The sequence below is a fragment of the Kitasatospora sp. NPDC094028 genome (assembly GCF_049543595.1).
Lineage (GTDB): Bacteria > Actinomycetota > Actinomycetes > Streptomycetales > Streptomycetaceae > Kitasatospora.
In genome coordinates, this window is sequence record NZ_JBMVFA010000047.1 from 24,235 (window position 1) to 36,720 (window position 12,486).

Below are 12,486 nucleotides of genomic sequence, written 5' to 3' on the forward strand. Positions count from 1 at the left end.
CCTGGCCGTGTCCTGAGCCGGCGACCACACTGATCAGACGCACCCCAGGTGACCGGAGACTGCCACTACTCATCGACGATCCTTGCGAGAGTCCGACCATTGAGGCCACGTACGTAGCAGACGGTCTGCGCGTAGACCGTGGGGGTCAGACCGTCGACCACGTCGACGACCGCTTCCCGAATCCTTCCGAACGCATCCACCAGAAGATCGGCGCTGGTCGACGGGGTGGTCGCCGTCCGCCGGACGCTCGGCTTCACCGTCGACGACTCCCAGCCCGGCGCCGTGCGAACCCGGATGCGAGGGGCCCTTGGCGCCTGCGGCCGGCTGCCCATCGTCGAGCGGAAGGACTTCGGGCGGGACGGTCAGCTGTTCGGGAGCGTTCCGCCCGGCGGTGAGGTCGCGGGCGATCGCGTCGGCCCAGACGTCGACGGCCGCCCAGTCGCGGTAGTCCCCGGGGCGCCCGCCGAGGAGGCGCAGCGCGAACGTGCCCGTCCGGCCGAGGTGTTCGGGGGTGGCGACGCCGAAGGAGAGGCGGTGCCCGCGCGGTCCGGGTGGCAGTGCGAGCCTGTCGAGGACGACCGCCTCCTCGCGGCCCGCGAGCCTGCGTCACGGGCCCCGCAGCCGCCCAGGGCAGGCCGACGCTGAACGCCCAGACCCGGCCGCGTGCGAGGGTGTCCCGGTGGCGCCGGAGGAAGGCGGCCGCCGCCGGCAGCCACCGCTGGCTGTGGATCGTCCAACAGTTCTTCCTGGGCAGGTCCGCGAGCAGGCCCAGCACGAACGCCCGTGCCCGGCGGCGCGGTTCGACTCGGGCGAACCGGCTCGCCAACCGTGCCATCAGGCCCTCGAATACCGGCTGCCACCGGGCAGGGTCTACGCTGTGGCCCACGGCCACCGGCTGATCTTCGTTTGTCCACACAACTGACGATGATCAACGGTGGCCGTCTCCGCCTCAGGACAGGCCAGCCCGGAGGCGCACGAGGGTCCATGCGGGCACGGGTGGGTGGAAGACTCGCCAACGGTGACGGGCGGGGAGCGGACTTGATGGATGACACCGGGCACGCCGCCGTCGCGCTGGCAGTGGCGCTTCGAGATGCCCATTTCGGACTCAAGAGATTGGCGCGTGCCTGGGAGGAGGGCGCTCCGGTCGGCTTGGTACGCAGACGCGAGTCGTTGGGTCCGGCCTGGCAGTACTCGGACCAGCCGGATGAGGCCTCCTACACCGACGGCCAAATGATCGAGCTGGCGAGCAACCTGACGGTGGTCGTCCAGCTGTCCATCAGCTTCAGCGCCACCGGCACGGACATGTTGGCCACGGTCTCCGTCGAGGATGACGGGGGGAACGTCGCGGAACTGCTGTCCACCGGGCCCGAGGAGTTCGCCTTGAGTGCTGAGGATCTGGTCACCGAGATCGTGCAGTGCCTGGACCGTATGGAGCGACTGGACCTTTCAGGCGTGATCCGCTGACCCGACGATCACCTGGCGGGTCACCCACACCGAGGCCCCGCCGCGTGATCATGATCTACAGCCGGAGTACTACGGCGGCGCGTTCGTCGTCAGTGAGCGGGATGGACACTGCCATCTTCTGCAAGTTGCTTTTGGCTTCCAGGAGTTGGGATCGCGTGGATTCCTTGGGGGTGTAGAAGTCGCAGCCTGCGCAGGCCATGCTTTTCCAGACTAAGTAGTCGGCGCCGGAAGTCCTTCGGGGGTTGGTCACGCGGTGAGGCGGAAGGAGAATTCTTCCGGGTGATCGGCGGTGTGCCGGTCGAGCCTGGCCAGCAGATCGTCCAGGTCGGAGGTGGTGAACTTCCACTGGAACGGCTGTGCCGTGGCGTTGTAGCGGTCTTCGAAGGCGCGGAGCCGGTCCCCGACCTGGGCGAGGTCGGTGAAGTTGTTGGGCGAGACGACCTTGCGCTGGACGACGGAGAAGTAGATCTCCACCTGGTTCAGCCACGAAGCGTGGATGGGTGTGTGTACCATCACCGCGTTCGAGAACGCGCTGATCAGCCGGTCGGCGGCCTTCGTGCCTCGGTGGGCGGAGCCGTTGTCGACGATCCAGAACACGCGCTTCGCGCTGGCATAGGGCTCCTGGCTCATGACCTGGGCGACCAAGGTCATGAACGGTACGATCCCGCTCCTGGGCTCGGTACGGCCGAACACCTTTGCGTAGTGGACGTCGTAGGCGGCCAGGTACGTCAAGGCGCCTCCGCGACCGTAGGTGTGGTTCACGCGCATCGCGCGGGCCTGGCCGGGGGCGAGGGTTGGATGGCCGCGGCAGCGGGCCTGGATGGAGGTCTTCTCGTCCGCGCTGATCACGTACTCGTCCTCACCGAGCGGTTGGCCCTGCCAGGTGCGGGCGTACAGGTCCAGGACACGCCCGGCCCTCGCGCGGAAGTCGGGGTCGGTGATGAAGATCCATGAGCGGTGCCGCCAGGGCTTGAGCGCGTCCTCGGCGAGCCAGCGGCGCACGGTGGAGGCTGACATGAACATAGCGATGCCCCGGGCGATGGGCTCCCTGGCCAGCTCCGGGCACGACCAGCGCGACAGCGGCACGCCGGTCTCGACGGGTATCTGGCAGGCCAGCGCCTTCACCTGGGCGGTCTGCAGCGCGATGAACGCGGAAGGGCGACCGGGGCGGTGGCGGTCGGTCAGCCCGGCCAGGCCCTGCTCGGCGAACCGACCTCGCCACCTGCGCACCGTGTCCAGATGCAGGCCGGTCTCCCGAGCGATGCGCGCGTTGGAGCGTCCACGTGCCGCGTGCAGAACCACCTGTGCCCGCAGACGCAGCCGGTACTCGGTTTTGTGGCCGTAGGCCATCTTCGTCAGCCGCTCACGCTCGGAGGCGGTCGGAGATATCGGGCGGGCTGGGGCAACGGGCATGAGGGTGAGGACCGATCGAGGGAAGTGAATCACGACAGCCCGTAGCTTGCCGTGCCCGGTCCCCGACCCGCCCGGTACGACGGCGGTTGTGCCCCGCCGCCGGAACACACCAGGCTGCTGCTCACCGGTGAGCCGGGCCAGCCGTCCGGCGCGCAGGCCTGGCTCACGGCCGAGACGCCTCATGCGGCCATGGACGACGCGGTGGAGCTCTTCGAGGACGAGCTGAACGACTTGCTCAGCGATGAGGACCGCGTCGGGGACGGCGGGTAGTCGTACGAGTGGAGCCGATGAACGACGGCTGGCCCCGGCCGCGCCCGGGGGGCGGGCGGGGCCGGCCGTGCGGGCAGCTCAGTGGGCGATCTCCTGGGCCTGGGTGGTCCAGCCGTCCGGCAGCCGGTCGAGGGTCGTTTCCCGGCGTGGGAGGTTGAAGTGGCGCTTCGCACTGCGTTCGTGTTCAGGGGTTGCGGCCTCTGAACAAGAACGCGGCAGCTGCCGGGCTCACGCTGGTGGGGTCCCGGTTGCGGGAGTCAGCAGTTGTTGGGCGGCACCTTCGATGTGCGGGGGACGATGACGGTGCCGTGGACTCCGTCGGTACCGTCCAGAGCGGGGGCGACGGTCTGCCCGGGTTCAGTCCACGACGGGTTTTTTGGCCCTGGTCGAAAGTCCAGGTACCGGTGACCTTCTTGGCCACGACGCCCCTCTCAAGCCAGCCGTACTCATGGGAGGCAACGGGGATGTGACTGTTGATCATGGTCGTCGTCCCGCCGATCCAACTGTGGCCGTAACTTGCTTCGACGGCCGCTGTGACCTTGGCTTCGATGACCTCCAGACTGATTCCGGCTTCGGACCCCAGGGTGTAAGAACCGCCGAGAGTGTTCTCCCAGCCCACGCTGTCGGCGACGCTGACCTCGATATCGGTTTTCTCGTTGGTGCCGTTGTAGACCAAGGAGTTCTCGACGCAGGACTGGGTGTCGACGTAAGCGGTGGACTGACCCTTGCCGGGGATGCTGTACGTGCACGAGTTGGCGTCCTGCTCGCACAAGGTCAGACCGTACCGAATCGCAATCTGGGTCAGGCCTGGGGTACTGCCGGAAGAGGTGCCAAGCCGCCACTCATCCAGGTGCTGCGGCCAAGTGTTGCAGTCAGAACCGTCGGAGGGCACGACGACCTTGTCCACGTCGTGGAAGTACGAGAGGCATCCGCCCGACTTCACGTTCCGGATCACGTACGCCCCGGACGTGGCTGCGGGTTCGAGGTACCAACGCTGCTGCGTGTTTGTGTCCGAGCACTCCCACTCGTTAGCCCGACTCTCATTCACATCTGGGTCGCTGCCCACATCGAGGCACTGGCCAGTGGTCTTGTTCTTCAGCTGGAACCATCCGCTCTTGTCCCGGATCATTGACCATTGGTCGTGCCTGGTGCCGCTCGTCGGACCGAAATCGACCCATGAGTGCGGGTCGTTGTTGTCGGGCGCCAGGGTGGTGCCTGAGTAGACGTTCTTGATACTCAGACAGGCCGGCGTGCCGGTGCCCCCGCACGGAGCGGGGCCGTAGCCGAGGTCCTACCAGTCGGTCCATTTGTCGCTGGGGGGCGGGTTGGACTCTTCCTGCGCGCTGTGCGCCAGAGCGCCGTGGACGCTGAAGGCCTCCAGACGGCCGTCCCGGTTGGCCACCACCGCCGAGTCACCGAGCGTGGTGCCGCCAAGACTGGTTGGTGTGCTCCACGAGTCGAAGCTGCTGGGCTGGGTCTGCATCGTGTGCCAGAGGCTGTTGTCGGAGTGGGGCGCGAAGACCTCCAGACGGCCGTCGGCGTTGGCGGCCACGTTGAGGTTGTTGAGGCTGACCACACCGCCGAAAGCAGTGCCCTCCCCCGTCAATGCCGCCCAGGAGCTCCACTGCGCTTGGCTGGGCTTGTTCTGCGCGGCGTAGTACACGTTGTCGCCCGTGCCCCGGACGAAGACCTGCAGCCGTCCGTCTTGGTTGCGGGCCACGGCAGGGTCGCCCTGGACACCGCCGCTCAGGGTCGGAAGAGCCTTCCAGGGGCTCCACTTCTTCGTGTTCTCCTTGTTCTCGACGCGGGTCCAGAGCTGGTGGTTGTTGCCCCAGCTGAACACCTGCAGCTGCCCGCTGCTGTTCATCGCGGCCGCCGGCCGGCCAATCAGCTTCACGCCGGTGGGGGCGCCCATAGTGGTCCAGGGGTCCCAGTTCTCCCCGTACACGCTGCCGGGCGCCGTCTGGACCAAAGACTTCACCGTGCCGTCCCTGCCCAGCCCGAAGACCTGAAGGCGCCCGTCCTGGTTCGCCGCGACCGCGACCCCCTCCGAATTGGAAAGGGTGGCACCGGGGTGGTGCACCCATGTCGTGCTCCACGTGCTGTCGCCGGTGGTTGTGGACGCCATCGTGGAGACCGTGCCGCCATGGGTGGTGAAGACCTCCAGACGTCCGTCCGCGTTCGTCGCCACCACCGGGTCGGTGGCCGCGGCACCACCCAACGTGCTCCAGTCGCTCCAGTCGGTGCCGGGTTCCCTCTGGCCGATGTGCCAGACGGTGCCGTCTGCGACACGGGCGAACGCTTCCAGGGCGCCGTTCTTGTTCAGCGCCACCAGACGGGTGGCCGGCGGCACCTCAGCGACCGCTCCCGCGGACGGAGGCGTGGCACCCCAGGCCGGCGCCTGCAGACAGGTGACCGCGGCCAGGACAGCGCCCAGCAGGGGGATGAGCACTCCTACGGGCACGCGAGAACGTCTTGCCATGCAGCTTCCCTCCCGGAAACAGGCAGCCACGTGCGGGAGCAGGTCCTCCCGGACGAAGGCGATGAAACCGGCCTCTCTGACACGGTAGGAACCATCCACCCGGGGCCATATCACCCGAACGGGCGAGGGCCGCTCGCACACCAACCACATGCGCGGCAGGCGCACGCCCCGCTCGCGAACGGCGGTCGAACGCCATGCCGTAGCCGCGCCCGGCTGCCGGCTGACCACACCGTGGTGCGCTCGCCGTTCGCGACAAGCTGACTTTGTCGGCAACGGCCCAATTTGGGTTCTGGATCACTTTCCGTGCCAGAGCCACGGAGCGTCACGGGAACCGCGATCATGAACGGTCGTGGCTGACGATCTCCTTCAAGACCTCTGGCTTCACCGGACCCGCGACGTTGCGGTCGACACCCTGACCGTCCACGCCGACCGCGTCACCGTCCACGCCGCCACGATCGGCGGCCTCATGCCGCGAGGAGGACGCGTTTGCGCAGGAGGTCGAAGCCGGCCCGGCCGAACATCTGACGCTTGATCATCTTGATCTTGTTGTTGTGGCCCTCGACCGCGCCGGAGCTGTAGCTCAGGGTCAGGCCGGCGACGACCGCATCGAGGTCCTGCAGGAGACCGCTGGCGAAGCCGCGAAGGGCCGGGACCTGGTCCTGTTGGACGCGCGTGATCCAGTCCTTGAGCTCTCGTCCACGGCGGTCGTGCATCAGCTCGGCGAAGGCCCTGACGTGCTCGGCGGTGGTGGCCAGCGCCGGGACTCGGGCGAGGATCTCCTTGAGCTGCTGGGCGTCTTCGTCGCGCAGGCGGTCGGGGCGGCGGGTGATCCAGCTGGTCCCGTCCCTGACGGAGGGCTTGCGTCGGGGCGGGTCCTGACTGGGGAACGCCTCCCTCAGCCGGCGCACGTAGACGCGAACGATCTCCTCCTGCCCCGGGAATCCGCGCTGCCGGATCTCCTCGAACAGACGCCGGGCGATCGTATGGCCCTCGGCGAACCGCTGGTGGAGGTAGGGCTTGTAGGGGTCGAGGATGCTGGTGCGCCCGGTCCAGCGGCCGACCAGCAGCTTGTCCGGGTCCTTTGCACCGGCCAGCCGACGCACGGTTCCTCGGGCCAGGGCCAGTCGGCGGGCGATGACGCGGAGGCTGAATCCCTCCTCCATGAGCGTGTGGACGGCGGCGTGCTGTTCGCGGACCCGGTCGGACAGGCGGCCCGTCCGGCGGGGCTCGGAGCTGACGGCCGCCAAGGCGACAACCGGAGCCGGCCCGGCCGCAGGGGCCGGTTCGGGCAGCAGGGCACGGTGCTGGAGCACGGTCTTCTCCACCGCGTCGGCGAGGTTCTGCCACAGGTGGAACCGGTCGGCAACGTGGATCGCGTCCGGGGCGCCGAGCCGGACGGCTTCGGCGTAGGAGGCTGAGCGGTCGCGGCAGACGACCTTCACCCCTGGGTGGTCGGCCAGCCAGGACCGGACGGTCTCAACCGTGCGGTCGGGCAGTAGATCGACCGCACGGCGGGTCTCGATGTCGACCAGGATCGTGGCGTAGACGTGGCCCTTGCGCAGTGCGAACTCGTCGACGCCCAGCACGCGCGGCACCGAATGCGCCGGATCCGGCAGGGCGCGTATCAGCCGCAGGAGCGTGGAACGGCTCACCGGGACCGCGAATGTCTCGGCCAGGCGGGAACCGGCCCGGCCCGCCCGTGCCAGGGCGAGCTGCTGCAGCACGGTCTGCAGGCCCTGGCTCCGCCGCCCGTGACGAAAAGTCAGCCCCGCCGCCCGCTCCACGAACGTGGCCCGGGGGCAAGCTCGTTCACGGCAGCGGAACCGGCGGACCCGTAACTCGACCACCACCCGACGCCCGCCCACCGCACTGTCGTCCAACCGCCGCACGTAGCTGCTGTGCACCCGGGTCGAGACGGTTCCGCACGACGGACAGCCCGCCTCGTCGCCGATCGTGGCGGCGTGGACGGTGACGCGGTCGGCGTGGACGGTCAGGGTGTCGACCGCAACGTCGCGGGTCCGGTGAAGCCAGAGGTCTTGAAGGAGATCGTCAGCCACGACCGTTCATGATCGCGGTTCCCGTGACGCTCCGTGGCTCTGGCACGGAAAGTGATCCAGGACCTCAATTCACCCGTTGCCGACAGACTTGACAGGCCGAAGAACGATGACCGCGCGTCGACGTCCCATCTGGCCGCGCGTCCCCGAACAGCCGACGCCCCGGTCCACCCGGTGACCCGCGACGACGCTGGACACCGCAGCGCTTCCCAGGGGGAAGGCCCCGCCGCAGCCTCGAGGCCTTTGCATAGGGGACAGCCCGCAGCGACGCCCTGCTTGTGGCGAAGCAGCCTGGGCCCCATCCTCAGCCGCTCCATCCCGGCGGGCCAAGGGCAACTCCAGGTGACAGGCCAACATCGTCGTGGTGTCACTGCGAGCGGGCTTGCGCGCGCAAGGCATCGACGCTTACGCGTAGCAGACTCCGATGTCAACCCCCGAAGGACTTCCAAGCTCGACCACTAAGTCGTCGCCTCCGGAGGTCCTTCGGGGGTTGACTCCGGAGGCAGTGTCGTGTGGGGTGTGCCGCCTCCGGGGCCTGGGGTCCTCAGACGGGGCGCTTGGCCATCACGACCACGCCCGGCCCGGTCTGCTCATCCGCAGGGAGCCGGAGTTCGGCAACCGGGTGTAGTCCGGCCTGCTCGATCAGGTCCACGAGCTGCTCCGGCCGCCACTTGTACGTGGTCCATCGAACGGGCACTCCTCCGTAGGCCTCGGTGCGCACCGCATCCTCGTCGCCGACGTGTGTGGCGGCGATGAAGTGCCCGCCCGGCTTCAGGGCGTGCGCGAAATGGGTGAGGACCTGTGGAAGGACATCGCGGGGGAGGTTGAACAGTGACCACCACCCGAGCACGCCGCCGAGGGAGGCTTCACCCAGTTCGAGCTCGGTGACGGAGGCGACGCTGAAGCGGCATTGCGGATGAAGACGGCGCGCGTTCTCGATCATGCGGGGAGAGAGGTCCACCCCGGATACGTCGAGTCCGCGTTCGGCGAGGTAGCCGGTCACCGTGCCGGGGCCGCAACCGACATCGAGGACGGGCCCGAGTTCGCCGACGGTGTCGGCGAAGGCGTCGATGGACGCCTTGAGCCAGGGATGGCGACGGATGTCACCCATGCCCGTCGTCACCACCATGTGGGCGTAGTTGTCGGCTACTTGGTCATAGGACTCACGGACGACGTCGAGATCGGCTGGGCGGTCAATATGGTGTGCGCGCATCAGCCAACAATAGGACGGTGGCCTTGTGGATTCCGGGGGCGTGGGTATGACGGTCATTCTGCCCGACGAGTCCCGGCACGGGCACGGCAGACTGCGGTCCCGGTTGATCCACTTCTCCCGATCGGCCTGCCTGCCATGCCTGTTGCCCTCGCCCGTCCGATCGTCCTGACCAACGCCGAACGTGAGCGGTTGAATAAGGCGGCTTACGGTCACAAGACCGCGTACCAGGCCCGGCAGCGGGCCGCGATCGTGCTGCACGCGGCCCGCGGGCGCCCCAACGCGCGGATCGCCCGCGAGACGGGCCTGCACCTGGACACCGTGCGGACCTGGCGCAACCGCTTCGCCGACGGCCGGCTGCCAGCCCTGGCCGACCGCAAGCGCTCCGGGCGCCCGGCCCGTTTCACGCCCGTGCAGGTCGCCGAGGCCAAGGCTCTGGCCTGCCAGCTCCCGGCCGAGACCGGGGTCCCGTTGTCGCGCTGGTCTTGCCCTGAGCTGGCCGCAGAGCTGACCGCGCGCCAGATCACCGACAGCATCTCCGCGTCCACGGTGCGCCGCTGGTTGCGCCAGGACGCGCTCAAGCCCTGGCAGTACCGGTCCTGGATCTTCATCCGCGACCCGGACTTCCGCGCCAAGGCCCAGCGGGTCCTGGACCTGTACGCCCGCACCTTCGAAGGAGAACCCCTCGGCGCGGACGAGTACGTCGTCTCCAGCGATGAGAAGACCTCGGGCGGCGGCCACGGTACCGGCGGCCGCCCGCGGCTACGAGGGGGCCGAGAAGGTGCCGGGGCGCAAGCGGCACATCGTGGTCGACTGCCTGGGGCTGCTGCCGGCCGTGATGGTCACCGCGGCGAACGTGACCGACCGGGATGCCGCGATGCCGCTGCTGGAACGTGTCCGGGCCCGCTGTCGCAGGATCGTCCTGGTGTGGGCAGACGGCGGCTACGCGGGTCGCCTGGTCAGCTGGGCGAAGCGGCAACTGGGGCTCGCCCTGGAGGTCGTCAAGCGCAGCGACGACGCCTCGGGGTTCGTGGTGCTGCCCAGACGCTGGGTGGTGGAACGCACGCTGAGCCGGCTGATGCGCTCGCGGCGCCTGGTGCGCGACTACGAGACGCTGTCCGCCGTGCATGGGCAGATGGTGCTGTGGTCGATGGCGATGCTCATGAGCCGCCGGCTGGCCCGGCGGCGAGCGTGAACCGTCCCGGGGTGGGTTCGGGCCTTCACCCGTGAAGGCCCGAACCCACGATCGAGGGCGTCATACAGCACGATCTGGTTCGCGGAACGGTTGCGGATCCGCAGCACGCGATGCCCACGTGGCGTCCCGGCTCCCCCTGGACACATACGCGCCGAATACAGAGGTATCGAGATCCTTGAGAGACTCCAGCACCAGAGTGGCAATCGCAAAGCGAGGATCGCGGCGATCAGCGGCCTCGGGAACGGCGACGACCGTCATCTGGGCTGACACGCCGGCGAGGACGCCGGTGAGCGAGTCCTCGATCACAATGCATTCGTCGGGTGACGCGCCGAGGGCGGCGGCTGCGCGGAGATAGGCACCCGGGTGGGGCTTGCCGTGTTCGTCGTCTTCGGCCGAAAACACGGCATCGAAAGATCGGTCAAGGCCGGTGCTCGCGAGCGCAGCCCGAATCACCGACTCCGGCGAAGACGACACGACGGCCATCGCCCTCGATGCACGCGCGCACGCCGCGACGGCGTGTTCGGCGCCGGGTTTCAGTGCCACTCCCTCCAACCTACGGCACACGGCGGCCACGATCTGCTGCTCGACGTCGTGGGGGTCGGCTTGAATGGTGGCCCGATCGAACCAGTAGGCCACCATGTCTCTTTGCCGCAGCCCGCGCGTCGCCGCCTGCATCTCCGTTGTGAGGTGCAGGCCAAGCGGACCGAACACTTCACGCTTTGCCGCGTCCCAGATCGGCTCGGAGTCGATCAATAGGCCGTCCAGGTCGAACAGGACAATCGGTTGCATCGGTTGCTCTTTCGTTGGCGATCACGCGAGGGCGGGACGATTCGCTGCCCCGCCGTGCGTGGGCAGATGGTGCTGTGGTCGATGACGATGCTCATGAGCCGCCGGCCGGCCCGGCAACGAGCGTGAACCGTCCCGGGGTGGGCTCGTCGGCCCAGCCCCGGTCGGCCAGTCGCTTCATCTTCGACCGAACTCCTTCCACACTTGCCGGAACCGGCTTCAGTCCGAGTACGGCAGTGATCTCCTGACAGGACATCACTGGCCTCCCGCCGGATGCTTGTTCGGTGAGCGTAGCGAGGATGCGCTGGCAGTGGGGAGCGAGCGCGTCCATGGAAAGCGCGGGACGCCGCACCGGGACGATCGAGCCCGATCGCGCGGCCCTCGGTAGAGGAACCCCGGCGGGCGCGTTCGTCGCGGGCTCCGACCCGGAAGACTCACCGGCTCCCGGGCCGGCTTCACCTGCCTGTCCGGGCCGCGGCCCGGACAGAACCAACCCAACGGCCCGAGCATGCCTCACTTGGCCAGCAGCGTCTCGCCGTCGCTGCCAGCGACGGTCGAGTGCAGCATGATCTGCGACCTTGTGGCCCTGATCTCGACCAGCTGGCGCGGGTGGACCCTTCGGGCCGGCACCGAGTAGAGGTTGCCGCCGAAGGCGACCAGGCAGTCCTTGCACCGGCCTCAAGCCACCGGTTGTGTCGGCGGTCACGGAATTCCCCACCCGTATGTTCAGGATTCCCCAGGGGGAAGGTGATCGCGGATGCGCATCGCGGTGCGGCCGTCGGGTCGAACTAGCGTGGCACTGGAGGCCGCACCGGCCCGACTTGGCGAGCTTCGCTGCCAGCTTACGTGTTCGAGGTTGCGCGCATGCCTTCGAGCAGCGTGGCGAGGTAGCGGTGCGCGGTGTCAACGCGTTCGGCAGGGGCGCCTCCGTGGACGTTCACGGCGTGCGCGATGCCGCACATGAGCGGGACCAAGTCGGCGGCGGCGAGGTCGGAGCGGACCGCTGCGGCGCCGCGGGCCCGGTCGAGGAGTTCGGTGCCGGCCGAGGCGAGCGACTTCTTGAGTTCCGTGGTGCGGGGCAGAGCGTCCGAGGCTGCGGCGGCGACCGGGGCGAGGGCGGCGTCGGTCACCTGTGCTTCGACGATGCGGAACAGGAAGCCCTCCAACGCGCGCATGGGGTTGGCTTCGGCCAGCGCCTGCCGGCCGTGTGCGGCGAGGGCTTCCAGGCAGGGGGTGGCGACCGCTTCCAGTAGCGCCTCGGGGGTGGCGAAGTGCCGGTAGACAGTGGCGACGCCGAGTCCCGCCCTGCGTGCGACGTCATTGAGCTGCAGAGGGATGCCCTGGTCGACCAGGTCGCGGGCGACGCCGACGATCCGGTCCCAGTTGCGGGCGGCGTCCTTGCGCAGCTGTGGCGTCGTCATGTCTCGGCAGTCCAGGTCGCTCGTCTGATGGCACGGGTTCGGCTCTCGATCATATGCGCGGCCCGGCGGTGAGCTGCCTGCGTCCGGGGTGGGGGGGGGGGGGGGGGCCCCCCCCCCCCCGGGGGGGGCCCGCCCCCCGGTACGGCCCGGCCACCCGGGGTTATGTACCCCCCCCCCCCGGCCGGGAAACA

The 12,486-nt window shown here is 68.8% G+C and carries 11 protein-coding genes and 2 pseudogenes; 4 read left to right on the forward strand and 9 right to left on the reverse strand.

The features are described 5' to 3' along the window. Positions 1-727 precede the first annotated feature (727 nt). Positions 728-892 (reverse strand): annotated as a pseudogene (locus ACPC54_RS38575) (IS701 family transposase); the annotation flags it as partial. A gap of 149 nt (positions 893-1,041) precedes the next feature. Here ACPC54_RS38575 and ACPC54_RS38580 point away from each other — a divergent pair. Then, positions 1,042-1,464, forward strand: a complete 423-nt coding sequence (locus ACPC54_RS38580) for a hypothetical protein (RefSeq protein WP_498971794.1) — start codon at positions 1,042-1,044, stop codon at positions 1,462-1,464. Positions 1,465-1,710: 246 nt separating this feature from the next. Here the strand turns inward: ACPC54_RS38580 and ACPC54_RS38585 are convergent, their stop codons facing one another. Further along, positions 1,711-2,877, reverse strand: a complete 1,167-nt coding sequence (locus ACPC54_RS38585; protein WP_498971796.1) for an IS630 family transposase — start codon at positions 2,875-2,877, stop codon at positions 1,711-1,713. Positions 2,878-2,928: 51 nt separating this feature from the next. Between ACPC54_RS38585 and ACPC54_RS38590 the strand changes: the two genes are divergently transcribed. Next, a complete protein-coding gene (locus tag ACPC54_RS38590; protein WP_498971798.1) occupies positions 2,929-3,147 on the forward strand; it encodes a hypothetical protein in 219 nt (72 codons plus the stop codon). Between the two features lie 184 nt (positions 3,148-3,331). Here the strand turns inward: ACPC54_RS38590 and ACPC54_RS38595 are convergent, their stop codons facing one another. From ACPC54_RS38595 to ACPC54_RS38610, 4 genes are all read right to left on the reverse strand, one after another. Then, positions 3,332-4,387, reverse strand: a complete 1,056-nt coding sequence (locus tag ACPC54_RS38595) for an RICIN domain-containing protein (protein WP_498971839.1) — start codon at positions 4,385-4,387, stop codon at positions 3,332-3,334. Positions 4,388-4,438: 51 nt separating this feature from the next. Next, on the reverse strand, positions 4,439-5,599 hold the full coding sequence (locus ACPC54_RS38600; RefSeq protein ID WP_498971800.1) for a PLL family lectin: 1,161 nt from the start codon (positions 5,597-5,599) through the stop codon (positions 4,439-4,441). Positions 5,600-6,093: 494 nt separating this feature from the next. Beyond that, on the reverse strand, positions 6,094-7,686 hold the full coding sequence (locus ACPC54_RS38605; RefSeq protein WP_498971802.1) for an ISL3 family transposase: 1,593 nt from the start codon (positions 7,684-7,686) through the stop codon (positions 6,094-6,096). 541 nt (positions 7,687-8,227) lie between these two features. Continuing rightward, on the reverse strand, positions 8,228-8,896 hold the full coding sequence (locus tag ACPC54_RS38610; protein ID WP_498971805.1) for a class I SAM-dependent DNA methyltransferase: 669 nt from the start codon (positions 8,894-8,896) through the stop codon (positions 8,228-8,230). Between the two features lie 135 nt (positions 8,897-9,031). On the opposite strand from ACPC54_RS38610, the pseudogene ACPC54_RS38615 reads away from it, so the two are divergent. Then, positions 9,032-9,445: pseudogene (locus tag ACPC54_RS38615) on the forward strand (helix-turn-helix domain-containing protein); the annotation flags it as partial. 163 nt (positions 9,446-9,608) lie between these two features. After that, a complete protein-coding gene (locus ACPC54_RS38620) occupies positions 9,609-10,088 on the forward strand; it encodes a transposase (protein ID WP_498971807.1) in 480 nt (159 codons plus the stop codon). Positions 10,089-10,148: 60 nt separating this feature from the next. On the opposite strand, the gene ACPC54_RS38625 is transcribed toward ACPC54_RS38620, so the two are convergent. The 3 genes from ACPC54_RS38625 to ACPC54_RS38635 all read right to left on the reverse strand — a co-directional run bounded on the left by ACPC54_RS38625 (position 10,149) and on the right by ACPC54_RS38635 (position 12,295). After that, positions 10,149-10,877 carry an HAD family hydrolase gene (locus tag ACPC54_RS38625; protein WP_498971809.1) on the reverse strand — a complete coding sequence of 243 codons (729 nt, stop codon included), beginning with the start codon at positions 10,875-10,877 and terminating at the stop codon, positions 10,149-10,151. A gap of 510 nt (positions 10,878-11,387) precedes the next feature. Next, a complete protein-coding gene (locus ACPC54_RS38630; protein WP_498971811.1) occupies positions 11,388-11,504 on the reverse strand; it encodes a hypothetical protein in 117 nt (38 codons plus the stop codon). 212 nt (positions 11,505-11,716) lie between these two features. Next, positions 11,717-12,295, reverse strand: a complete 579-nt coding sequence (locus tag ACPC54_RS38635) for a TetR/AcrR family transcriptional regulator (RefSeq protein ID WP_498971813.1) — start codon at positions 12,293-12,295, stop codon at positions 11,717-11,719. Positions 12,296-12,486 lie beyond the last annotated feature (191 nt).